We start from the raw sequence: 21211 nt of genomic DNA, 5'->3' as shown, positions 1-21211 counted from the left end.
ACAGCCCGGCTCGCGGGGATCGCCCGGCGACCGCTCGGGCGCTGCAATGGGTGACATGACCGCTTCTGTCGCCTCCCCGCCCACGTCGCTGCCCACCGAGGTCACCGTCGGCACCGGCCCGCTGTCGCCGGCCGAGGTGGTGGCGGTCGCCCGGCAGGACGCGCCCGTGACCCTCGCCGAGGAGGCGCGGGCAGCGGTCGCGGCGAGCCGGCGGGTCATCGAGCAGCTGGCCGACGACCCGCAGCCGCACTACGGGATCTCGACCGGCTTCGGGGCGCTGGCGACCACGCACATCCCCGCGGAGCGCCGCGCCCAGCTGCAGCGCAGCCTGGTCCGGTCGCACGCGGCCGGCTCCGGGCCCGAGGTGGAGCGGGAGGTGGTCCGGGCGACCATGCTGCTGCGGCTGTCGACGCTGGCCACCGGCCGCACCGGCGTGCAGGTGAGGACCGCCGAGGCCTACGCGGCGCTGCTCAACGCCGGGATCACGCCGGTGGTGCGCGAGTACGGCTCGCTGGGCTGCTCCGGCGACCTCGCGCCGCTGGCGCACTGCGCGCTCGCGGTCATGGGGGAGGGGCAGGTACGCGACACCGGCGGCGAGCTGGTCGAGGCGGCCGAGGCGCTCGCCGCCGCGGGCATCGAGCCGGTCGAGCTGGCCGAGAAGGAGGGGCTGGCCCTCATCAACGGCACCGACGGGATGCTCGGGATGCTGCTGCTGGCGCTGCACGACCTGGAGGGGCTGCTGGCCACCGCGGACGTCGCCGCGGCGATGAGCGTCGAGGGGCAGCTGGGCACCGACGACGTGTTCGCCGCCGACCTGCACCGGCTGCGGCCCCACCCCGGCCAGGCGGTCTCCGCGCAGAACCTGCGCGCCCTCATGGCCGGCAGCCCGATCCGGGAGAGCCACCGGACCGAGGAGTGCACCCGGGTGCAGGACGCCTACTCGCTGCGCTGCAGCCCGCAGGTGCACGGTGCCGCCCGGGACACGGTGGCCCACGCCGCCCAGGTCGCCGCCCGTGAGCTGGCCGCGGCCGTGGACAACCCGGTGGTCACGCCCGACGGTCGGGTGGAGTCCAACGGCAACTTCCACGGTGCCCCGGTGGCCTACGTGCTGGACTTCCTGGCGATCGTGGCCGCCGACGTGGCCGGGATCAGCGAGCGGCGCACCGACCGGTTCCTGGACGTGGCGCGCAACCACGGGCTCCCGCCGTTCCTGGCCGACGACCCGGGCGTGGACTCCGGGCTGATGATCGCCCAGTACACCCAGGCCGCGGTGGTCTCCGAGCTGAAGCGGCTGGCGGTCCCGGCCAGCGTCGATTCGATCCCCTCCTCGGCGATGCAGGAGGACCACGTGTCGATGGGCTGGTCAGCGGCGCGCAAGCTGCGCCGGGCCGTCGACGGGCTGACCCGGGTGCTGGCGGTCGAGGTGCTCGCCGCCGCGCGGGCGCTGGAGCTGCGCACGCCGTTGCAGCCGTCGCCGGCCACCGGCGCGGTGGTGCGGCTGCTGCGGGGGGCTGGCGTGCCCGGCCCCGGCCCCGACCGCCAGCTGTCGCCGGAGGTCGAGACCGCCGTGGAGCTGGTCGCGGGCGGGCGGGTCCGTGCCGCGGCCGAAGAGGTGACCGGTCCGCTCGGGTGAGCGGGCCGCGACGTGCACAGCCGAGACCGACCGAAGGAGAGCCATCATGGAAGGCGCCCGCCCCGTCCGCGCCCCGCGCGGCACCACCCTGACCGCCCGCAGCTGGCAGACCGAGGCGCCGCTGCGGATGCTCATGAACAACCTCGACCCCGAGGTCGCCGAGCGTCCCGACGACCTGGTCGTCTACGGCGGCACCGGCCGGGCCGCCCGTGACTGGCGGTCCTTCGACGCGATGGTGCGCACCCTCACCGAGCTGCGCGAGGACGAGACCATGCTGGTCCAGTCCGGCAAGCCGGTCGGCGTGCTGCGCACCCACGAGTGGGCGCCGCGGGTGCTGCTGGCCAACTCCAACCTGGTCGGCGACTGGGCGACCTGGCCGGAGTTCCGGCGGCTGGAGCGGCTCGGGCTGACGATGTACGGCCAGATGACGGCCGGGTCCTGGATCTACATCGGCACCCAGGGCATCCTGCAGGGCACCTTCGAGACGTTCGCCGCCGTGGCGGACAAGCGGTTCGGCGGCAGCCTGGCCGGGACGCTGACCCTCACCGGCGGGTGCGGCGGCATGGGCGGCGCGCAGCCGCTGGCGGTCACCCTCAACGGCGGCACCTGCCTCATCGTCGACGTCGACGAGGCGCGGCTGCGGCGGCGGGTGCGCAGCCGCTACCTGGACGAGGTGGCCGACTCCCTGGACGCCGCGCTCGACCGGGTGACCCGCGCCAAGGCCGACCGGGAGGCGGTGTCGGTGGGCGTCGTCGGCAACGCGGCGGAGGTGTTCCCCGAGCTGCTGCGCCGCGGCGTCGAGGTCGACATCGTCACCGACCAGACCTCGGCGCACGACCCGCTGTCCTACCTGCCGGAGGGAGTCGCGCTGGCGGACTGGCAGGAGTACGCGGAGAAGAAGCCCGAGGAGTTCACCGAGCGCGCGCAGGCCTCGATGGCCCGGCACGTCGAGGCCATGGTCGGGTTCCTGGACGCCGGTGCGGAGGTGTTCGACTACGGCAACTCGATCCGGGACGAGGCGCGCCAGGGCGGGTTCGAGCGGGCCTTCGAGTTCCCGGGGTTCGTGCCCGCCTACATCCGGCCGCTGTTCTGCGAGGGCAAGGGCCCGTTCCGGTGGGTGGCGCTCTCCGGCGACCCGGCCGACATCGCGGCGACCGACCGGGCGGTCATGGAGCTGTTCCCCGACAACGAGCGCCTGCACCGGTGGCTCACCGGCGCCCAGGAGCGGGTCCAGTTCGAGGGGTTGCCCGCCCGGATCTGCTGGCTGGGCTACGGCGAGCGGGAGCGGACCGGCGCGCTGTTCAACGAGATGGTCGCACGTGGAGAGGTCGCCGCCCCGATCGTCATCGGCCGCGACCACCTGGACTGCGGCTCGGTCGCCAGTCCCTACCGGGAGACCGAGGCGATGGCCGACGGCTCGGACGCCATCGCCGACTGGCCGCTGCTGAACGCCATGGTCAACACCGCCTCCGGTGCCTCCTGGGTGTCCATCCATCACGGCGGCGGCGTCGGCATGGGCCGGTCGCTGCACGCCGGGCAGGTGACGGTCGCCGACGGCACCGACCTGGCGCGGCAGAAGCTGGAGCGCGTCCTCACCAACGACCCCGGCATGGGCGTGATCCGCCATGTCGACGCCGGCTACGACCGCGCCGAGGAGGTAGCCGCCGAGCGCGGCGTCCGCGTGCCGATGCGGGAGGAGTGAGCCGGGCCACCGGGCGGCTCCGGTGACCGGCCGCGGGGCGAGCAGACAACGGCGTCCGGCTTCACTAGGTTGGCCTGGACGTGGCCCGGCCCGGGGCCCGAGACCTGATGACGAGGGGACAGCGAGATGACCAACCCGCCCGGACAGAACCCCCCGCCGCCCCCGCCTGGTGGCCCCTACGGTGGCGACGAGGGGCGCGACGAGGGCAGCCAGGACCCCTACGGCCAGCAGCCGGGGCAGGAGCCGCACGGTCAGCAGCCCTACGGTCAGCAGCCCTACGGCCAGCAGCCGGGGCAGGAGCAGCCGTACGGGCAGCAGCCGTCGCCTGGCCCGTACGGCCAGCAGGCGGGCTGGGGCCAGCCCGGCGCCTACGGGCAGCCCGGCTACCCGGCCGGAGCCGGCGGCTACGGGGCGAACCCCGAGCAGGACAACAAGTTCGGCATCTGGGCGCTGGTGACCGGCATCCTCGGCTTCTGCTGCGGCCCGCTGGGCATCGCGGCGATCATCCTGGGCAAGAAGTCCAAGGACGCCGCCGCGGCCGGCACCGCCACCAACGGCGGCCTCGGCCAGGCCGGCTTCATCATCGGCATCATCGTGGTGGTGCTGTGGCTGGTCGGCTTCGTCTTCAACATCATGTTCGGCGGCAGCTTCACCGGCACCGAGTTCTGACGCAGCTGTCATGACCACGCCCACGCGGCCCCGCCCTGGCGGCCAGGCACCCCCCTCGGGGGAGCGGCCGGCCGGCGGTGCCGCGGGGCAGCGTGCGCCGGGTCGGCTGCGCACCCCGCTGCTGCTCGGTGCCGGGGTGGCCGCGCTCACGGGGTACCTGCACCAGGTCGACCCGAACGAGCCCGGCCACTACCCGGGCTGCCCGTTCCTGACGCTGAGCGGCTGGTACTGCCCCGGGTGCGGCGGACTGCGGGCGGTGCACCACCTCAGCCACGGTGAGCTGGACCTGGCCCTGGGCATGAACCCGGTCGTGGTGCTGCTGCTCCCGGTCGCCCTGGTGCTGTGGGTGGGCTGGGTGGTCAGGGCCGCGCGGGGACTGCCCGAGTGGGTGCCCTCCACGAGGGCGGTGCTGGTGATGACGGGGTTCGTGGTCGTGTTCTGGGTGGTGCGGAACCTGCCGTTCGCCGAGCCCGCTCTCTCCCGGCTGACGTAGCGGCCCGCGGCAGACCGGACAAACCCGCGGGAAAAGGTTCCCGCGGGCCTGCCGGTAACGCCGCGGGTCGGGTCAGGCGGGGTCGGTCACGTCCGCGACGCGGGCGTCCAGCACCCGGATCAGGTCCGCGGCGGCGACCGTGACCGCCACCCCGTGCGCGCCACCACCGATCGAGACCAGCCGGCCGTCCTCGGCGAGGGTCGCGTCGGCGAGGACCGGCCAGGGGCGGGCCGAGCCGAACGGGGTGATGGTCCCGCGCTCGTAGCCGGTCACCTCCCGGGCCTGGGCGGCATCGGGCATGGAGAGCCGGTTCACGCCCAGCTCGGCGCGCAGCCGCGGCCAGGCGATCTCCCGGTCGCCGGGGACCAGCACGAACAGGTAGTCGTCCTCGGCCCGCCGCACCACCAGCGTCTTGATGACGTTTCGCGGCTGCAGGCCCCGAGCGGCCGCAGCCTCCGCAAGGCTGCGCACCGGCCCGTGCCGGGTGACCTCGTGGTTGATGCCGGAGGCGGCGATCGCGGCCACGCCGCGCTCGAGGGGCTCGCTCATACTGGCCACCGTAGCCGCCTCCCACCGCAAGGAGCCCCGCGTGCGTCTCTGGTCGTTGCACCCGCGATACCTGGACCGACAGGGGCTCACGGCCGGCTGGCGGGAGGCGCTGCTGGCGCAGGCGGTGCTGGCCGGCCGCACCCGCGGCTACACCCGCCATCCGCAGCTGGAGCGGTTCCGTGCGGCACCGGACCCGATGGCGGCCGTCGGCTGCTACCTGGTCGGCGTCTGGCAGGAGGCGACGGCGCGTGGTTACCGCTACGACCTGGGCCGGGTGCTGCGGGTCGTCGAGCCGGGTGGCAGCGGGGTGCTGGAGGTGACCGCGGGTCAGCTGGGCTTCGAGTGGTCCCGGCTGCGCGGCAAGCTGGCCGAGCGCAGCCCGGCGGTGCTGGCCCGCTGGGAGGAGGTGGAGGTGCCGGATCCGCACCCGTTGTTCGCGGTCGTGCCTGGGCCGGTGGCCCCCTGGGAACGGGCTGCCTCGGCGCGCTGACGGTGGCGCCGCAGCCCCGCGTCGACCAGCAGCCCCACCACGAGGGCGAGCGCGATGCCCAGCGCCACGGCCAGCAGCGGCCGGTCGCCGAGCCAGTAGCCGGTGAGGGCACCGATGGCCACGCCGTAGCCGGCCCAGAGCGCGCCGCTGACGAGGGTGATGCCGGTGAACCGGCGCCACGGCAAGCTGCTCGCCCCGGCGCTCATCGTCACCGCCACCCGCCCCACGGGCACGTGCCGGGCGGTCACCAGCACCACCGCGCCGCGCTGGGCGAGCAGCCGCTCGGCCCGGTCGAAGGCGGCGACCCAGCGGTCCCCGGAGCGGCGTGCCAGCCCGGCCCTGCCCACCCGGCGGCCGATGGCGAAGGCGACGTGGTCACCGAGGACCGCCCCGACGGCAGCGGTGAGCCACACCGCCCACAACGGCGGGCCCCCGGTGGCCACCACCGCCGCACTGAGCGCGATCACCAGCGACTCGCTGGGGACCGGAGGGAAGAACCCGTCCACCAGGCACAGCGCGAGCAGCGCCAGCAGCACCCACGGGCCTGCGGGCGACGTCACGTCCAGTGTCACGGGGGCTCCCTCTCTCGGATCCCCCCACGCTGTCGCCCCGGCGTGGCCGCGCCTATCGGGTTCGACCCGCACCCGCCCCTGACCCGACCCCCAGTCGACCCTGGGCCCCTCGCACCGGCTAGAGCAGGTCGCGCACCGCGGTGACCGCGGCGGTGCGCGAGGAGACCCCCAGCGACCCGCGGATGCGCTCGAGATGCTTGCGGACCGTGCCCTCGGCGATGTCGAGCCGCCGCGCGATGGCCGCGTCGGTCGCCCCGTCCCGGACCAGGGTGAGCACCTGCCGCTGTCGGGGAGTCAGCACCACGCTCGACGGCGCGAGTCCGGCACCGGTCTGCTCGCGTCGCCACTGCGTCCGGGCTCGGCGGTAGCTCGCCAGCAGGTGGGGCCGCAGCAGCTCCACCAGGAAGCACTCGAAGTCGTCGAAGTCGGGCCCGTCGCACCGCCCCAGCAGCAGCCTGACCGTCCGGCCCTCGCCGCCGCCGGGAAGGGCGAGCGTCAGGTGGTGCTGGAGGCCGGTCCCCGCGAAGTAGTCCCGGTACATCGGGCTGGCGTGCCACTGCCGCTGCGAGAGGAAGTCGGAGATCCGTACCGCGCGGCCGAGCACCCCGGCGCGGTCGGGGTGGCTGCAGGGCTCGAAGTCCCAGTAGTGCCGCCAGAACGCCGGGGTGCTCGGCAGCAGCTCCGGTGGCGGCGGCGGCCCCCCGGTAGCGGCGTCGTACTCATGGACCTGGTCGGCCGCGAGGTCCTGACTCCACGAGCAGCTCCGCCGCCGGCTGTCGACGGCCCGGAAGGAGACGTGGTCGCAGCGCAGCAGGGACTGCAGCCCCCGCAGCAACGGCAGGGGAAGCCCGATCGCCGGGCCGGTCTGCTGCAGCACGTCACGGAGGTCCCGCAGCGCGTCCGGACCCGGGTGCCGCTCCCTCGTGGCAGACCTCATCGTCCTCGCTCTCGGCCTTCCCATCGTGCCGCACGGCGCCTCTCCCGGTCACCCCCTCGGCCCGTTACGCAGTTCTGCGTATGGCGCCGGGTCGCCCATCGGCAGCAGGGTCGGCAGCGAGCCAGTGCACGACACCCACGCAGGAGGAGTGCCCATGTCCACCGATTCCGACCGGCCCGAGACCACCGCCGCCAGCGACGCGGCCGACCCCGGACCACAGCTCAGCGACCAGGCCCCGATCCTGCTCGGCCTCGCGGCTGGCTACATCGGGCACCGGTGCGTCGGGCTGGGGCTGCGGTCGGGGCTGATCGCCGAGCTCGCCGACGGGGGACCGAGGACCGCGCGGGAGCTGGCCGGGCGCCGCGGGCTGGACCCGTACCTGGTGTGGGTCTGGTGTCGCGGGGCGTTCGCCGCCGGGCTCGTGGAGCGGGCTGGCGACGAGCCGGCGCTCGCGGCGGACGCCCGGTACGAGCTCGCCCCGCACATGGCCACGCTGCTCCTGGACAGCGACTCCCCGGCCTTCCTGGGCGGGATCTTCCCGCTGCTGGAGCAGCCGGAGGTCTTCGACCGGTTCGAGCGGACGCTGGCCACCGGCGAGCGGATGTGGTGGGCGGACACCAGCCCGGACTGGATCCAGGCGGTGTCGAGGTCCGGCCGCCCGTTCTACACCCGGCTCGTCCCCGGAGGCCTGGCCCAGGTGCCCGGGCTGGCGGAACGGCTCGGGCAGGGAGGCCGGGTGGTCGACACCGCCTGCGGGACCGGGCGAGGCCTGGTTCGGCTGGCCACCCACTACCCGCAGTGCGAGCTGGTCGGCGTGGACGGCGACCCCCACTCGATCGAGCAGGCACGTGCCGCCATGGCCCAGGCCGGCCTCGCCGAGCGGGTGCAGCTGGTCTGCAGCCCGCTGGAGGAGTTCACGCTGGACCAGCCCGCGTCCGTGGTGATCAACAACATCTCGATGCACGAGTGCCGCGACATCGACCAGGTCACCCGCCAGGTGCGGGCCGCGCTGGACCCGGGCGGGTGGTTCGTGGTCTCGGACTTCCCGTTCCCCGAGGACGAGCCGACGCTGCGCACGCCGCCGGGCCGGCTGATGAGCGGGGTACAGGTCTTCGAGGCCCAGATCGACGACCAGCTGCTGCCGCGCGCCGCCTACGACGGGCTGCTGGACCGGCACGGTTTCACCGACGTCGACCACGTGCAGCTGACACCCGTGCACGCGGTCACCTGGGGCCGGCGCGCCGCCTGACCCCGCTCCCACCCGAGGAAGGACACACCATGGACCTGATGCGATCCCGACGTGCGGTCGCCGCCCTGGGCGCCGCCGGCCTGGCCGCCACCACCATCGCCGGCGCCACCCTGACCGGCACTGCGGTCGCCGACGAGCACGAGCCGCCGTTCACCGCCGAGCTGGTGGCACGGGGCGCGCTCAGCAGCCCGGAGCGCACCGTGATCACCGCCAAGATCCACCTGCAGCCGGGCGGCTACGTCGACTGGCACCGCCACCCCGGCAAGACCACCGGCATCGTGACCGGCGGGGGCGCCTTCACCATCCTCGACCGCGGCTGCGGGGCGCACCGGTACGCCTCCGGCGAGGCGTTCCACCCACCACGGCAGACCCACACCGCCCGCAACTTCTCCGACGCGCCGGTCACCCTGGTGCTCACCTACGAGGTGCGCGGGGAGGCCCCGACGATCTTCGCCTCACCCGAGGTCGACGACACGCTCGACGCCGCCTGCGGGCTGGAGGAGTAGCGGCCCGCCGGCCGAGCGGGCACACCACCGCCCCGATGTCTGTCCGGACGTCGGGGGCGGTGGTGTGCCCGTGGCCGGGGCCGACGCCACGACGGGCCGTGCGTGCTCCGCAACCTTGGTACGCGCTCCTGCGTATACCCGCCGGCGGCGGCGCGGAGCACCGTGGCAGGTGACGGGACGCCAGCCGGGCGCCACCGTCACGTGGAGAGGACCCATCATGAAACTGCTGCACATGCGCCGCCGCACGGCTGCTGCCCTCGGGGCCGCACTGGCCGCCGGGGCGGTGGTCGCCGCGACCGTGGCTGGCGGCGCCATGGTCGACGAGCCCGGCTCACCGTCCGCACCCTTCCCGGGCGGTGGCGGTGCCACGCACCTGATGCTCGAGTAGTGGCTCCCGCGGGGGCCACCACACCCGCCCCGGGGGCCGATGCCGGCCTCCCGGGGCGGTGCCGTGCTGGGCGGCGGGGCCGCTACAGCAGGTCCTCGGCCGCGACCGCGGCGGCGGTGCGGGAGGAGACGCCGAGGGTGGCGTGGATGTGCTCCAGGTGCTTGCGGACCGTCCCCTCGGCGATGCCGAGCCGCCGGGCGATGGCGGCGTTGGTGGCCCCGTCGCGGACGAGCGCGAGCACCTGGCGCTGGCGTGCCGTCAGCTGCGGCGGCGGATGCCGCGGCCCGGTCACGGCCACCGTCGCCCAGGCCCGGTGCGCCTGGGCACGCCGGTACGCCGCGCCGACGTGGGGGCGCAGCAGGTGCATCAGGAACCGGTCCTCCTCGGTGAAGTCGGCCCCGTCGCGACGGAACGCCAGCAGCCGCAGCGTCCGCCCCGGCCCCCCGTCGGGCAGGACCAACATCAGCTCGTGCGCGTACGGGACCAGGCCCTCGCGGTACATCGGGCTGGCCCGCCAGTCCCGGTCGGAGACGAAGTCCGACCGCAGCGTCACGCTGCCGAGGTCACCGCTGCTGTCGGGATAGTGGCACGGCTCGGAGGACCAGTAGTGCCGCCAGAACGCCGCCTCCTGCGGGTCGGCCACGGTCCCTTGGTCATCGGACTCGCCCCAGTCGCCGTCCTCGACGGTCTGCCAGAAGCGGGAGCCCTGGCGGCCGGAGTCCATCGCGTTGAAGGCGAGTGCGTCGCAGCGCACCAGCCGCTGCAGGCCGTGCAGCAGCGGGAGCGGCAGGCCGACGCCCGGCCCGGTCTCGTGCAGCACCTCTCGCAGGTCCCACAGCTCCTCCAGGCCCCGCAGCCGCGCACTCCTCGATGCAGCCATGGCCCTGTCTCTCTCCGGTCCCATCGTCCTGCAGGCCATCCCCTCGCGCCAGCCTGCAGTGTCTGGCATGCCGGACAGCGCGCCGGCGCCGTGCCCGCCTCCGGGAGCGTCCCGGCCCTACTGTCGGAGGGTGAGCAGCACGAGCGCGGCACCACCGGAGTTCGACCGGATGTGGCAGGCACTGACGCCCGTGGGGCGCGCCGCCAGCGGGGGCTACCGGAGGTTCGCCTGGACGGGCGAGGACCGCGTGCTGCGGCACTGGTTCGCCGCTGAGTGCGCCGCCCGCGGGCTGGACCTGGTCGAGGACCGGATGGGCAACCAGTGGGCCTGGTGGGGCGACCCGGACGCGGCGGTCGCCGCCGGCCGCCCCGGGGTGGCGGTCGGCTCGCACCTGGACTCGGTGCCGGACGGTGGCGCCTTCGACGGGCCGCTCGGGGTGGTCTCGGCGCTGGCCGCGGTGGACGCCCTGCGCGAGGCCGGCGTGGAGCCGGACCGGCCGCTGGCGGTGGTCAACTTCGTCGACGAGGAGGGTGCCCGGTTCGGCGTGGCCTGCGCGGGGTCGCGAGTGATCACCGGCGCGATGGCGCCCGAGCGCGCGCTGGGGCTCACCGACGCCGACGGCACCACGATGGCGGAGGCGATGCGGGCCGCCGGGCGGGACGTCGAGGCGGTGGGCCCGGACCCGGAGGCGCTGCGCCGGGTCGGCGCCTTCGTCGAGCTGCACGTCGAGCAGGGCCGGGGGCTGGTGGACCTGGGGGTGCCGGTCGCGGTCGGTCGCGGCATCTGGCCGCACGGCCGGTGGCGGTTCGACTTCCCCGGCGAGGCCAACCACGCCGGCACCACCCGGCTGGAGGACCGCCGGGACGCCATGCTCGGCTACGCCGACCTGGTGCTCACCGCCCGGCACGGGGCCGCGCGGCGCGGCTGCGTCGCGACCGTCGGCAAGGTGCTGGTGGAGCCTGGCGGCGTCAACGCGGTCCCCAGCCACGTCACCGGCTGGCTCGACAGCCGCGGCCCGGACCCGGACCAGGTGCGCGAGCTGGTGGCCGAGCTCACCGAGCGGGCCGGCGAGTTCGGGGCCCGCGTGCAGGAGGAGTCCTGGACCCCGCCCACCGACTTCGACGCGGACCTGTCGGCGCGGCTGCGGGCGGTGCTGGAGCGGGAGCCGGGCTGGACCACCGGTCGCGGCTCGGCCGAGCCGGTCGGCGTGCCCGTCCTGGGCACCGGCGCCGGCCACGACGCCGGGATCCTCGCCGGCGCCGGGATCCCCGCGGCGATGCTGTTCGTGCGCAACCCGACCGGGGTCTCGCACAGCCCGGCCGAGCACGCCGAGCGAAAGGACTGCTACGAGGGCGTCCGGGCGCTCACCGCGGTGGTGGCCGACCTGGTCGGCGGCGGGCGCCGGTGAGCGCGAGCCCCCGCCGCTGGCACGCCGGCCACGCCCAGCTGCCGGGCGGGCTGACCCGGGATGTGCTGCTGGAGGCGCGGGAGGGCCGCTACACGCGGGTGGAGCCGGGCGTGCCGGCCGCCACCGCGGTCGCCGACGGGGCCGAGCGGCTGCCCGGGGTGGTGCTGCCGGGGTTCGCGAACTGCCACAGCCACGCCTTCCACCGGGCGCTGCGCGGGCGCACGCACGACGGCGGCGGCACCTTCTGGACCTGGCGGGAGGCGATGTACGCGGTGGCCGAGCGGCTGGACCCGGACGGGTACCTGGCGCTGGCGCGGGCGGCCTACGCCGAGATGGCGCTGGCGGGGGTGACGGCGGTGGCGGAGTTCCACTATCTGCACCACGGGCCGGGCGGGCGCCGCTACCAGGACCCGAACGCGATGGGGCACGCCCTGGTGGCGGCCGCGGCCGAGGCCGGGCTGCGGTTGACGCTGCTGGACACCTGCTACCTGACCGGCGGGCTGACCGCGGAGGGCTACCAGCCGCTGGGGCCGCAGCAGCAGCGGTTCGGTGACGGCGACGCGGCCGGCTGGGCCGAGCGGGTGGGGCTGCTGCGCGACCACACCGAGGGCGGTCCGGCCCAGCTGCGGGTGGGGGCGGCGGTGCACTCGGTGCGGGCGGTGCCCCGGGAGCAGCTGGCGACGGTAGCGGCGGTGGCGCGCGACCGTGGCGCGCCGTTGCACGGGCACCTGTCGGAGCAGCCGGCCGAGAACGAGGCCTGCCTGGCCGCCCACGGGCTCACCCCGACCGGGCTGCTGGCCGAGGAGGGCCTGCTCGGCACCGACCTGAGCGCCGTGCACGCCACCCACCTGACCGGTGCGGACGTCGCGCTGCTCGGCGGAGCCGGTGCCACCGCGTGCCTCTGCCCGACGACCGAGCGGGACCTCGCCGACGGGATCGGCCCGGCCCGCGCGCTGCTGGACGCGGGCGCGCGGCTGTCGCTGGGGTCGGACCAGCACGCCGTCACCGACCTGCTGGAGGAGGCGCGGGCGCTGGAGATGCACGAGCGGCTGGCCAGCCTGCAGCGGGGCCGGCTGGCGCCGGCACGGCTGCTGGCCGCCCTCACCGCCCACGACAGCATCGGCTGGCCCGACGCCGGCCGGCTCGAGGTGGGCGCCCGGGCGGACCTGGTGGCGGTGCGCACCGACACCGTCCGCACCGCCGGGGCGGACCCGGGCCAGCTGGTCCTGGCGGCGGGCGCGCCGGATGTCGACACCGTGGTCGTCGACGGGCGCACCGTGGTGACCCAGGGCCGGCACCTGCTCGGGGACGTGGGCCGGCTGCTGGCCGAGGCGATCGCGCCGCTGTGGGATAGCGTCGGCCGGTGACCAGCGACGGCGAAGCGGCACGGGAGGGCTGAGCATGGCGATCCTCATCACCGGTATCAGCGAGCTCGCCACCTGCGACGACACCCGAGCGGAGCAGGTGGACCCCGGCGACCCCGTCAGCGGGATGGGCGTGGTGCGCGATGCCGCGGTCGTGGTCGGCTCGGAGTACGCCGACGCCGCCAGCACGGTGCAGTGGGTCGGGCCGGCGGCCGAGGCGCCGGCGGCCGACTGGGCGATCGACCTGGGTGGCAAGGCGGTGCTGCCCGGGTTCGTCGACAGCCACGCCCACCTGGTCTTCGCCGGGGACCGGTCGGCCGAGTTCGCCGCCCGGATGGCCGGGCTGCCCTACGACGGTGGCGGCATCGCCACGACCGTGGCGGCCACCCGGGCCGCCGACGAGCCGACGCTGCAGCAGCTGCTGCAGGCCCGCGTGGACGAGATGCGCGCCCAGGGCACCACGACCGTGGAGGTCAAGAGCGGCTACGGGCTGACCGTCGAGGACGAGGTGCGGGCGCTGCGGCTGGCCGGGACGGTGACCGAGGAGACCACCTTCCTCGGCGCGCACGTGGTGCCGCCGGAGCGGCGGGCCGACCGCAGCGGCTACGTCGAGCTCGTCGCCGGGACGATGCTGGCCGCGGCCGCGCCGCACGCCCGGTGGGTGGACGTGTTCTGCGAGCCGCACAGCGCCCACGCCTTCGACGCCGAGGAGTCCCGGCACATCCTGGCCGCCGGCCGGGACGCCGGGCTCGGGCTGCGGGTGCACGGCAACCAGCTGGGCGAGGGCCCCGGCGTGCGGCTGGCGGTCGAGCTCGGCGCGGCCAGCGTCGACCACTGCACCTACCTGTCCGAGGCGGACGTCGAGGCGCTCGCGGGCGCCGCCGGCACGACGGTCGCCACGCTGCTGCCCGGGGTGGAGTTCTCCACCAGGTCGCCCTACCCGGACGCCCGGCGGCTGCTGGACGCCGGCGCCGACGTGGCGCTGGCCACCGACTGCAACCCGGGCACCTGCTACTCCTCCTCGATGCCGGTCATGATCGCGCTCGCCGTGCGGGAGATGGGCATGACCCCGGCCGAGGCCATCCTCGCGGCGACCCGCGGCGGCGCGCGCGCGTTGCGGCGCGACGACGTCGGCGTGGTCCGCGTGGGCGCACGGGCCGACCTGGCGGTCGTGGACGGCCCGAGCGTGCTGCACATCCCGTACCGGCCCGGCGTGCCGGTGGTGCGCACCCTGGAGGTCTGAGCGCCGGGCCGCGCCCAGCCGATCGCTCAGTCCAGCTTGGCGACGGTCAGCAGGACGACCGAGTCCTCCAGCGCCTCCAGCGAGTGGCGTGCCTGCGGCAGGATGATCAGGTCCCCGCGCACGCCCTCCCAGGCGTCGTCCCCGGCCAGCACCCGGGCCCGGCCGAGGAGCACCTGCACGGTGGCCTCCCCGGGATTCTCGTGCTCGCCCATCCGGCAGCCGGCGGTGAGGGCGATGACGGTCTGCCGCAGCCGGTGCTCGTGCCCGCCGTAGACGGTGTCGGCGCTGCGCCCGCTGGCTTCGGTCCGCGCCCGCTCCAGCAGCTCGCGGGCCAGGGCGGTGAGGGAGCTCTTCTGCATGGGGCCAGCCTGGCACGGACCGCGGGCCGGCGGGGAGTGGCGCGGGCGGTGATCGGCCATCCGGTGCGGTGGCCGTGCGACCAGGGGCGGAGTCTGGGCCAGCAGGGTGGGTCCGTGGTCGGACGCATCCGGGCGGGCCCGCCGCATACAGTCGGGGCGTGGAGCAGCAGCATCGGCAGGGGGACCATCACGCCGGCTCCGTGCGGCTGACGCGGGGGCGCCAGTGGCTGGCTGGGCACCGGCTGCTGGTCGACACCGTCGGGGCCGCCGGGCTGACGCTGCTGCTGGCGATGTTCTACGGCCCCGGCTCGGCCGAGGCCGCGCTCCTGCTGCTGCAGGTGGCGCCGCTGGCCTGGCGGCGGGTCGCCCCCTTCCCGGCCGCGCTCGCGGTGGCCGCCGGGTGCCTGCTGCAGCTGGCGGTCACCGACACGCCGCTGCCCAGCAACGCGGCCGTGCTGGTCGTGGTCTACGGCACCTCCTGCTACGCCAGGCAACGCTGGCAGGCGTGGACGGTGCTGGGGCTGGGCTGGCTCGGTGCGCTGCTGGCGGGGCTGGACTGGAGCGGCGGCTTCACCACCGGGCCGGGGAGCCCGTGGCACCAGGTCGGGGGCATGACCAGGCTGCTCTACGCCGCGCCCGTGGTGGCGGCCCTCGCCGTGGCGGTGGCTGCCGCGTGGGTACTGGGAGACGCGGTCCGGCGGCGGCACGCGCTGGTCGCGGGGCTGCGGGCGCAGAACGCCGCGCTGGCGCGCGACCAGGCACAGCGGGCCCGGCTGGCCGCCCAGGACGAGCGGGCCGCGATCGCCCGGGAGATGCACGACATCGTCGCGCACTCACTGGCGGTGGTGGTCGTGCAGGCCGACGGCGCCGCGTACGCGGCCCGCGCGGCGATCCAGCGGCACGAGCAGGCCGGTGAGAGCGGTCCGGGCGGCGGGGGGGTCATGGCCGACCTGGGGGCGGCCGCGGGCACCCTGGAGACCGTGGCCGGCACCGCCCGGGCTGCCCTGGCCGACACCCGCCGGCTGGTGGGAGTGCTGCGCGACGCCGACGCCGGCGCCGAGTACGCCACCGGGCACGGCACCGCCGACCTGGCCGAGCTCGTGGCCGGCGTCGAGGAGGCCGGCGTGCCGGTGCGGCTCGCGGTGCGTGGCCGCACCGATGACCTGCCGCCGGAGGTGGACCAGGCGGCCTACCGGGTCGCGCAGGAGTCGCTGACCAACGTGCTCAAGCACGCCGGTCCGGACGCCTCCGCCGAGGTCGACCTGCTCCGCAGCCCGGCGGTGCTGCTGGTGCGCGTCAGCGACGACGGGCTAGGACTCACCGGCCACGATGGGGAGGGCAACGGCATCGTGGGCATGACCGAGCGGGTCCACGTCCTCGGCGGGACGCTGCACGCCGGGCCCCGGCACGGGGGCGGCTTCGAGGTGGTGGCCACCCTCCCGGTGGCGCCGGCGGGAGAACCGGCGGCGCCGGTCCCGCAGCGTCCCGCGCACTCGGTGGTGGGTGAGCACCGTGGCTGAGGACGCGCCGGGCATCCGGCTGTTCCTGGCGGACGACCAGCAGCTGGTGCGGGCGGGGTTCCGGATGGTGCTGGACGCTCAGCCGGACATGGTCGTGGTCGGTGAGGCCGGTGACGGCCAGCAGGCGGTGGAGCAGGTGCCGGCCGCCGGCGCCGACGTCGTGCTGATGGACATCCGGATGCCCCGGCTGGACGGCGTCGAGGCCACCCGGCGGCTGGTGGCGGCCGGTGTGCCGGCCAAGGTCGTCGTGCTGACCACCTTCGACCTCGACGAGTACGCCTACGCCGCGCTGCGGGCCGGCGCCTCCGGCTTCCTGCTCAAGGACGCCGGCCCGGCCGAGCTGCTCGCCGCGATCCGGGCGGTGCACGACGGGGAGGCGGTGATCGCGCCGTCGACGACCCGGCGGCTGCTGGCCCGGTTCGCCCACCGGCTGCCCGAGGCGGACGAGGGTGGTGGGCAGGAGCCGTCCGACGGTGCCGCTGGGGCGGCCGGGGCCGGGCACCCCCGGCTGGCCCCGCTGACCCTACGCGAGCGGGAGGTGCTGGAGGCGGTCGGGCGCGGCCTGACCAACGGCGAGATCGCCGCCGAGCTCTACCTCGCCGAGGCCACCGTGAAGACCCACATCGGCCGGGTCCTGCACAAGCTGGCGCTGCGCGACCGGGTGCAGATGGTGATCATCGCCTACGAGACCGGGCTGGTCGGCCGCGTGTAGCGGCGGCACTCAGCCCGGCTCGGGCAGCGCGGCCTGCAGGATGACGGTGTCCCACCACTGGTCGTGCTTGTGGCCCACCGCCTGCAGCCGGCCGACCCAGCGGAACCCCAGCCGCTCGTGCAGCCGCACCGAGGCGTCGTCGCCGGCGTCGGTGATGACCGAGACCACCTGGCGGGCCCCGCGCCGGGCTGCCTCGGCCAGCAGCGCCTCCAGCAGCACCCGGCCGACCCCGCGGCCGCGGGCCTCGGTGGCCAGGTAGACGCTGTCCTCGACGGTGGCGCGGTAGGCGGGACGCGCCCGCCACTGCTTGACGTAGGCGTAGCCCAGCACGCCCTCCCCGGGCGGCGCGCCTCGCTCGGTGGCGACCAGGAACGGCCACCCCTGCTCGCGGACGTCGGCGGTCAGCTGCTCCCAGGCCGAGCGGCCGGGCACCTCGGTCTCGAAGGTGACGGCGGTGTCCTCGACGTAGTGGGCGTAGATCCTCCCCAGCGCCGGCAGGTCGGCCGGCAGGACCGGCCGCACCTGCACGGGTGCTGCCGCGGTGCTCTCGTCGGTGGCCATCCCCCGACCCTGCCACGGTGTGCGACCACCGCGGGAGCCTGTCCCCCTCCCACGGTCGTACCCCGGGGGCGGGAGGTCCAGACCGCGGGCCGACGCGCCGGGCCGGTCCTCGTCCGTAGCGTCGCCAGCATGACCTCGACCAGGCTCGACGCACCTCCCGCCACCCGTCCCGGCGCCCGCCTCGCGGCCAGCGCCGTCGACCTCACCCGCAGCTACGGCCGCGGTGACGCGGCGGTGACCGCGCTCGGTGGCGTCTCGGTCGGCATCGAGGCCGGCCGGTTCACCGCCGTGATGGGCCCCTCCGGTTCCGGCAAGTCCACCCTCATGCACCTGCTTGCCGGGCTCGACAGCCCCAGCTCCGGCCGGGTCTTCCTCGGCGACACCGAGCTCACCCGGCTGCGCGACACCGCCCTCACCCGGCTGCGGCGCGAGCGGGTCGGCTTCGTCTTCCAGTCCTTCAACCTGGTGCCGACGCTGACCGCGGGGCAGAACATCGACCTGCCGCTGCGGCTGGCCGGCGCCTCCGGGGACCGGCGGTGGCGGAGCCGGATCGTGGCTGAGCTCGGGCTCGGCGACCGGCTCGGCCACCGGCCCGGTGAGCTCTCCGGCGGGCAGCAGCAGCGGGTCGCCCTCGCCCGGGCGCTGGTGACGCGGCCCGACCTGGTGCTGGCGGACGAGCCCACCGGGTCGCTGGACTCCCGGACCGGGAGCGACGTGCTCGCGCTGCTGCGACGCAGCGTCGACGAGTGGGGCCGGTCGGTGGTGATGGTCACCCATGACCCGGCGGCGGCGGCCTGGGCCGACCGGGTGCTGCTGCTCGCCGACGGCCGGCTGGCCGGCGAGCTGCTGGAGCCCACCGCCGGGACCGTGCTGGCCCGGCTGGAAGAGCTGCGCGTCAGCGAGCCGGCCTAGGCGCCTCGCTGCTCCCGCAGCTCGCCCTGCTGGTGGTCCTCGGCCCACGCCTTCAGCACCGCGGCCGTGCTCTCATCCCGTCCCGTCGCCGGCAGGTAGTTCCGGACGAGCGTGTTGGCCAGCCCGATGGTGATGTTGAGCAGCATGTCGGCCCCGTGGCGCACCTCGGGGGACGTGGAGGACCGGCCGGCGTGGACCAGGTCCAGCACGTAGGGGGCTGAGGCCGCCAGCGAGTGCCGCAGGTCCGACTCCCGGAAGAAGTAGCTCTCGGCGTACTGCATCATGTCGACCTCGACGCCGGCCAGCGCGGTGGCCACCTCGTGCAGGATCTGGCACGACACGGCCGGGTCACCCTGACGGACCACGTCGGTGGTGCTGGTCCGGTTCATCGCGGTCAGCAGCCGGGCCAGGCCGCGGCGGCGGGCCAGCGCGGGATAGACCTGCAGCACCCAGGCGATGGCCGCGGTCAACAGCACGAAGCCCACCAGCGCCTGCACCGGCGTCAGCAGCCGCAGCACGTCCGAGGCGGGCACGATGTCCCCGAACCCGAGGGTGGCCACCGTCACCAGTGACAGGTAGAGGGCCGTGACCAGCCCGGAGGAGGCCGACTCGTCGATCGAGGCGCTGTAGTGGAAGCTGCCCGGCAGCTGCGGCAGGTAGACCAGCGCCCACCCCAGCACCATCATGGCTCCCCAGCACAGCACGGTGAGCAGCAGGCCGACCGGACCGGTGAGCTCGCTGGACCGGCCCGTGAGCCGGTGCAGGACCCGGGAGGTCCGCCACACCAGGGTGAACACCGACCGGGCCAGCGTCCCGAACCCGCGCGGGTGCCAGAGGGTGTGGAAGATGTCGCGCAGCGCCGCCAGGATGAGCCCGGCGCCGACGAGGGTCAACAGCGCGGCCATGCCGGGGAGCGTACTGCCGCGCCACCCGCCCGTCGCAGCCGGCGTGACCGCCGACCCTGAGGCGGCTCAGGGACCGGACCCGGGACCGGTCGGGGGTGACCCTCATGGTGGCGGGGGCAGCGGTCCCCGAGCCTGGAGGGCATGCACCCATCACCGGCGTCACCCGCCTGCGGAGCGGCCGCATGATCGAGATTCGAGAGCTGACCAAGACCTTCGGCGAGGCCACCGCCGTGGACGGCATCACCGTCACCGTGCATCCCGGCCGTGTCACCGGCTTCCTCGGCCCCAACGGGGCGGGGAAGTCCACGACGATGCGCATGATCCTCGGACTGGACCGGCCTACTGCGGGAGCGGTGACGGTCAACGGCCACCGCTACGTCGACTCTCCGGCCCCGCTGCGCGAGGTCGGCGCCCTGTTGGAGGCGCACGCCATCCACCCTGGGCGGTCCGCCCGCAACCACCTGCGATGGCTGGCGGCGAGCAACGGCATCCCGTCCCGCCGGGTGGACGAGGTCCTCGACCTGGTCGGGATGAGCGCGGCCGCCGACCGGCGCGCCGGCAGGTTCTCGCTCGGCATGGGGCAACGGCTGGGCATCGCGGCGGCCCTCCTCGGCGACCCGCCGGTGGTGATCCTGGACGAGCCGGCCAACGGCCTCGACCCGGAGGGGATCCGCTGGGTCCGCCGGCTGGCCCGGACGCTCGCCGACGAGGGACGGACGGTGTTCATCTCCAGCCACCTGATGTCGGAGATGGCGCTCATGGCCGACCACCTGGTCGTCATCGGGCGGGGCCGGGTGCTCGCTGACAGCAGCATGAGCCAGTTCATCGCCGACCACGCCGCCTCCTACGTGCGGGTGCACACCCCGCAGCAGCCGGAGGTCGCCTCGCTGCTGCGGCAGGCCGGCGCCGGGGTCGCGGCCGAGGACGGCGAGCTGCGGGTGCAGGGGATGGACGCGGCCAGCATCGGTGAGGCCGTGACCGGCGCCGGGCTCATCCTGCACGAGCTGACACCGGTGCGCTCCTCGCTGGAGGACGCCTTCATGACGCTGACCGCGGACAGCGTCGAGTACCACGCACAGGAGGCCCGAGCGGCATGACCACCCTCACTTACCCCGCACCGCCGACCGAGACCGTCCGGCCGTCCCGGCAGTCGTTCGGCCAGACCCTGGGCGCCGAGTGGATCAAGCTCTGGACCGTTCGCTCCACCTGGTGGTCGGTCGTTGCCATGCTGGTGCTCGGCGCCGGCCTGACCACGGTCGTGTGCGCGGCCAGCGCCGAATGGCTCGCCAGCGCCGAGGCGCAGGAGTCCGCGGGCTCGTTCATCACCTGGGGCATGATGTTCGCCCAGATCGCTGCCATCCTGCTGGGGACGCTGGTGGTCACCGGCGAGTACGGCACCGGCATGGTCCGGAGCACGTTCGCGGCCACCCCTCGTCGCGGGGCCGTGATGGCGGCGAAGCTGACCGTCCTGGTGGCCACCCTGTCCGTCGCGGGGACTGTCACGGCCGTCCTGGGCTACCTGGGCGGCAACTACTTCCTCGCCGCCGAGGGCATCGGTCTCTCCCTGGAGGACGAGGGCGTGCTGCGCTCCCTGGTCGGCAGCGGCCTGTACATGGCCGGTCTCGGGTTGTTCGCCGCCGCGGTGGGCTCTCTGGTGCGGCACACGGCGGGCGCGTTGTCGGTGGTACTGGCCCTGGTCTTCGTCGTGGGCAACATGACGATGCTGCTGCCCGGCGCGTGGGGCGAGTGGCTGACCAAGCTGATGCCGGGCAACGCCGGCTCCGGTGTCGCCACGCCGGTGTCGTTCAACCCGTTGCTGCTGGACCCCTGGGTCGGCTTCGCGGTCTTCTGCGGGGAGGTCGCGGTGCTCCTGGTGGCCGGCTACGCGGTGCTGCAGCGCCGGGACGCCTGACGGTCGCCGCCACCGGCGAGCAACCGCACCGCGCCAGCGAAGAGCACCGGCGCATTCCGGGCCGCGCCCAGCACCGCTCGCCGTCCGGCGGGTGACCCAGTCGTGGTCACCAGCGCCCGCGTCAGCGTCGTGGTTGCCCCCTCCGCCCGGCGGGCCAGCCGCGGGTAGCGGCCGGGGCGAGCACAACGTCTCCTCGTCGGGTACCACCGATTCCTTGTCCAGTTCTGGCCATCCCCATCCCAACGGC

At 75.3% G+C, this 21211-nt stretch carries 22 protein-coding genes and 1 pseudogene; 16 read left to right on the top strand and 7 right to left on the bottom strand.

Going from position 1 to position 21211, the window contains the following annotated elements; translation table 11 throughout:
- Positions 1-55 precede the first annotated feature (55 nt).
- The 4 genes from hutH (at position 56) to GFJ45_RS05860 (ending at position 4497) form a co-directional block, all read left to right on the top strand.
- Complete coding sequence (hutH, locus tag GFJ45_RS05875) at positions 56-1633, top strand: histidine ammonia-lyase (protein WP_153395132.1); 1578 nt, start codon at positions 56-58, stop codon at positions 1631-1633.
- Positions 1634-1679: 46 nt separating this feature from the next.
- Entirely contained in the window at positions 1680-3335 is a 1656-nt protein-coding gene (gene hutU, locus GFJ45_RS05870) for a urocanate hydratase (RefSeq protein ID WP_153395130.1), read from the top strand.
- Between the two features lie 126 nt (positions 3336-3461).
- Positions 3462-4004: a DUF4190 domain-containing protein gene (locus tag GFJ45_RS05865; RefSeq protein WP_153395128.1), complete on the top strand. Its 543-nt coding sequence runs from the start codon at positions 3462-3464 to the stop codon at positions 4002-4004.
- Between the two features lie 10 nt (positions 4005-4014).
- A complete protein-coding gene (locus GFJ45_RS05860; protein ID WP_153395126.1) occupies positions 4015-4497 on the top strand; it encodes a DUF2752 domain-containing protein in 483 nt (160 codons plus the stop codon).
- A gap of 72 nt (positions 4498-4569) precedes the next feature.
- Here GFJ45_RS05860 and GFJ45_RS05855 read toward each other — a convergent pair whose 3' ends face one another.
- On the bottom strand, positions 4570-5046 hold the full coding sequence (locus tag GFJ45_RS05855) for an aminoacyl-tRNA deacylase (protein WP_153395124.1): 477 nt from the start codon (positions 5044-5046) through the stop codon (positions 4570-4572).
- A gap of 40 nt (positions 5047-5086) precedes the next feature.
- Here GFJ45_RS05855 and GFJ45_RS05850 point away from each other — a divergent pair, with 40 nt between their 5' ends.
- A complete protein-coding gene (locus GFJ45_RS05850; RefSeq protein ID WP_153395122.1) occupies positions 5087-5536 on the top strand; it encodes a pyrimidine dimer DNA glycosylase/endonuclease V in 450 nt (149 codons plus the stop codon).
- A 119-nt stretch (positions 5537-5655) separates the two neighbouring features.
- On the opposite strand, the pseudogene GFJ45_RS16705 reads toward GFJ45_RS05850, so the two are convergent.
- A pseudogene (locus tag GFJ45_RS16705) lies at positions 5656-6042 on the bottom strand (DedA family protein); the annotation flags it as partial.
- 184 nt (positions 6043-6226) lie between these two features.
- Entirely contained in the window at positions 6227-7045 is an 819-nt protein-coding gene (locus GFJ45_RS05840) for a helix-turn-helix transcriptional regulator (protein WP_194288538.1), read from the bottom strand.
- 154 nt (positions 7046-7199) lie between these two features.
- On the opposite strand from GFJ45_RS05840, the gene GFJ45_RS05835 reads away from it, so the two are divergent.
- The 3 genes from GFJ45_RS05835 (at position 7200) to GFJ45_RS05825 (ending at position 9188) form a co-directional block, all read left to right on the top strand.
- A complete protein-coding gene (locus GFJ45_RS05835) occupies positions 7200-8294 on the top strand; it encodes a class I SAM-dependent methyltransferase (RefSeq protein WP_153395116.1) in 1095 nt (364 codons plus the stop codon).
- 29 nt (positions 8295-8323) lie between these two features.
- Positions 8324-8800 carry a cupin domain-containing protein gene (locus tag GFJ45_RS05830; protein ID WP_194288537.1) on the top strand — a complete coding sequence of 159 codons (477 nt, stop codon included), beginning with the start codon at positions 8324-8326 and terminating at the stop codon, positions 8798-8800.
- 217 nt (positions 8801-9017) lie between these two features.
- The gene (locus tag GFJ45_RS05825; protein WP_153395112.1) at positions 9018-9188 is read left to right on the top strand and encodes a hypothetical protein; all 171 of its coding nucleotides are present in this window, start codon (positions 9018-9020) and stop codon (positions 9186-9188) included.
- A gap of 82 nt (positions 9189-9270) precedes the next feature.
- On the opposite strand, the gene GFJ45_RS16700 is transcribed toward GFJ45_RS05825, so the two are convergent.
- A complete protein-coding gene (locus tag GFJ45_RS16700) occupies positions 9271-10068 on the bottom strand; it encodes a helix-turn-helix transcriptional regulator (protein WP_228386567.1) in 798 nt (265 codons plus the stop codon).
- 169 nt (positions 10069-10237) lie between these two features.
- On the opposite strand from GFJ45_RS16700, the gene GFJ45_RS05815 reads away from it, so the two are divergent.
- Genes GFJ45_RS05815 through hutI form a run of 3 tightly spaced genes read left to right on the top strand, consistent with a single transcriptional unit; the run spans position 10238 to position 14083 of the window.
- Positions 10238-11476, top strand: coding sequence for an allantoate amidohydrolase (locus GFJ45_RS05815; RefSeq protein ID WP_228386572.1), 1239 nt, complete (start codon positions 10238-10240; stop codon positions 11474-11476).
- A complete protein-coding gene (locus GFJ45_RS05810) occupies positions 11473-12843 on the top strand; it encodes a formimidoylglutamate deiminase (protein WP_153395108.1) in 1371 nt (456 codons plus the stop codon). The genes GFJ45_RS05815 and GFJ45_RS05810 overlap by 4 nt, the downstream gene beginning before the upstream one ends.
- A gap of 34 nt (positions 12844-12877) precedes the next feature.
- On the top strand, positions 12878-14083 hold the full coding sequence (gene hutI, locus GFJ45_RS05805) for an imidazolonepropionase (RefSeq protein WP_153395105.1): 1206 nt from the start codon (positions 12878-12880) through the stop codon (positions 14081-14083).
- Between the two features lie 26 nt (positions 14084-14109).
- Here hutI and GFJ45_RS05800 read toward each other — a convergent pair whose 3' ends face one another.
- Positions 14110-14442 (bottom strand): cupin domain-containing protein, encoded by a 333-nt coding sequence (locus GFJ45_RS05800; RefSeq protein WP_153395103.1) that lies wholly within the window; start codon positions 14440-14442, stop codon positions 14110-14112.
- A gap of 158 nt (positions 14443-14600) precedes the next feature.
- Here GFJ45_RS05800 and GFJ45_RS05795 point away from each other — a divergent pair, with 158 nt between their 5' ends.
- Together GFJ45_RS05795 and GFJ45_RS05790 are read left to right on the top strand one after the other, a co-directional pair.
- Positions 14601-15962 carry a sensor histidine kinase gene (locus GFJ45_RS05795; RefSeq protein WP_153395101.1) on the top strand — a complete coding sequence of 454 codons (1362 nt, stop codon included), beginning with the start codon at positions 14601-14603 and terminating at the stop codon, positions 15960-15962.
- Positions 15955-16674, top strand: a complete 720-nt coding sequence (locus tag GFJ45_RS05790; protein WP_153395166.1) for a response regulator transcription factor — start codon at positions 15955-15957, stop codon at positions 16672-16674. The genes GFJ45_RS05795 and GFJ45_RS05790 overlap by 8 nt, the downstream gene beginning before the upstream one ends.
- Before the next feature lie 9 nt (positions 16675-16683).
- On the opposite strand, the gene GFJ45_RS05785 is transcribed toward GFJ45_RS05790, so the two are convergent.
- On the bottom strand, positions 16684-17235 hold the full coding sequence (locus GFJ45_RS05785) for a GNAT family N-acetyltransferase (protein WP_153395099.1): 552 nt from the start codon (positions 17233-17235) through the stop codon (positions 16684-16686).
- 129 nt (positions 17236-17364) lie between these two features.
- Between GFJ45_RS05785 and GFJ45_RS05780 the strand changes: the two genes are divergently transcribed.
- The gene (locus GFJ45_RS05780) at positions 17365-18147 is read left to right on the top strand and encodes an ABC transporter ATP-binding protein (protein ID WP_153395097.1); all 783 of its coding nucleotides are present in this window, start codon (positions 17365-17367) and stop codon (positions 18145-18147) included.
- Here the strand turns inward: GFJ45_RS05780 and GFJ45_RS05775 are convergent.
- On the bottom strand, positions 18144-19052 hold the full coding sequence (locus GFJ45_RS05775) for a potassium channel family protein (RefSeq protein ID WP_153395095.1): 909 nt from the start codon (positions 19050-19052) through the stop codon (positions 18144-18146). The two genes, GFJ45_RS05780 and GFJ45_RS05775, sit on opposite strands and share 4 nt — an antisense overlap.
- Positions 19053-19234: 182 nt before the next feature.
- Here GFJ45_RS05775 and GFJ45_RS05770 point away from each other — a divergent pair, with 182 nt between their 5' ends.
- Together GFJ45_RS05770 and GFJ45_RS05765 are read left to right on the top strand one after the other, a co-directional pair.
- A complete protein-coding gene (locus GFJ45_RS05770; RefSeq protein ID WP_153395093.1) occupies positions 19235-20149 on the top strand; it encodes an ABC transporter ATP-binding protein in 915 nt (304 codons plus the stop codon).
- On the top strand, positions 20146-20964 hold the full coding sequence (locus GFJ45_RS05765) for an ABC transporter permease subunit (protein ID WP_153395091.1): 819 nt from the start codon (positions 20146-20148) through the stop codon (positions 20962-20964). Before GFJ45_RS05770 ends, GFJ45_RS05765 begins: the two co-directional genes overlap by 4 nt.
- Positions 20965-21211 lie beyond the last annotated feature (247 nt).

The organism is Ornithinicoccus halotolerans (genome assembly GCF_009602535.1).
GTDB classification, from domain to species: domain Bacteria; phylum Actinomycetota; class Actinomycetes; order Actinomycetales; family Dermatophilaceae; genus Ornithinicoccus; species Ornithinicoccus halotolerans.
The sequence above is the reverse complement of the archived record's forward strand: the minus strand, read 5'-3'. Positions and strand labels throughout refer to the sequence as shown.

Coding starts and splice junctions, on each gene's coding strand:
- hutH (WP_153395132.1), top strand. CDS start 56: ATGACCGCTTCTGTCGCCTCCCCGCCCACGTCGCTGCCCACCGAGGTC.
- hutU (WP_153395130.1), top strand. CDS start 1,680: ATGGAAGGCGCCCGCCCCGTCCGCGCCCCGCGCGGCACCACCCTGACC.
- GFJ45_RS05865 (WP_153395128.1), top strand. CDS start 3,462: ATGACCAACCCGCCCGGACAGAACCCCCCGCCGCCCCCGCCTGGTGGC.
- GFJ45_RS05860 (WP_153395126.1), top strand. CDS start 4,015: ATGACCACGCCCACGCGGCCCCGCCCTGGCGGCCAGGCACCCCCCTCG.
- GFJ45_RS05855 (WP_153395124.1), bottom strand. CDS start 5,046: ATGAGCGAGCCCCTCGAGCGCGGCGTGGCCGCGATCGCCGCCTCCGGC.
- GFJ45_RS05840 (WP_194288538.1), bottom strand. CDS start 7,045: ATGAGGTCTGCCACGAGGGAGCGGCACCCGGGTCCGGACGCGCTGCGG.
- GFJ45_RS05835 (WP_153395116.1), top strand. CDS start 7,200: ATGTCCACCGATTCCGACCGGCCCGAGACCACCGCCGCCAGCGACGCG.
- GFJ45_RS05830 (WP_194288537.1), top strand. CDS start 8,324: ATGGACCTGATGCGATCCCGACGTGCGGTCGCCGCCCTGGGCGCCGCC.
- GFJ45_RS05825 (WP_153395112.1), top strand. CDS start 9,018: ATGAAACTGCTGCACATGCGCCGCCGCACGGCTGCTGCCCTCGGGGCC.
- GFJ45_RS16700 (WP_228386567.1), bottom strand. CDS start 10,068: ATGGCTGCATCGAGGAGTGCGCGGCTGCGGGGCCTGGAGGAGCTGTGG.
- GFJ45_RS05815 (WP_228386572.1), top strand. CDS start 10,238: ATGTGGCAGGCACTGACGCCCGTGGGGCGCGCCGCCAGCGGGGGCTAC.
- hutI (WP_153395105.1), top strand. CDS start 12,878: ATGGCGATCCTCATCACCGGTATCAGCGAGCTCGCCACCTGCGACGAC.
- GFJ45_RS05800 (WP_153395103.1), bottom strand. CDS start 14,442: ATGCAGAAGAGCTCCCTCACCGCCCTGGCCCGCGAGCTGCTGGAGCGG.
- GFJ45_RS05785 (WP_153395099.1), bottom strand. CDS start 17,235: ATGGCCACCGACGAGAGCACCGCGGCAGCACCCGTGCAGGTGCGGCCG.
- GFJ45_RS05780 (WP_153395097.1), top strand. CDS start 17,365: ATGACCTCGACCAGGCTCGACGCACCTCCCGCCACCCGTCCCGGCGCC.
- GFJ45_RS05775 (WP_153395095.1), bottom strand. CDS start 19,052: ATGGCCGCGCTGTTGACCCTCGTCGGCGCCGGGCTCATCCTGGCGGCG.
- GFJ45_RS05770 (WP_153395093.1), top strand. CDS start 19,235: ATGATCGAGATTCGAGAGCTGACCAAGACCTTCGGCGAGGCCACCGCC.
- GFJ45_RS05765 (WP_153395091.1), top strand. CDS start 20,146: ATGACCACCCTCACTTACCCCGCACCGCCGACCGAGACCGTCCGGCCG.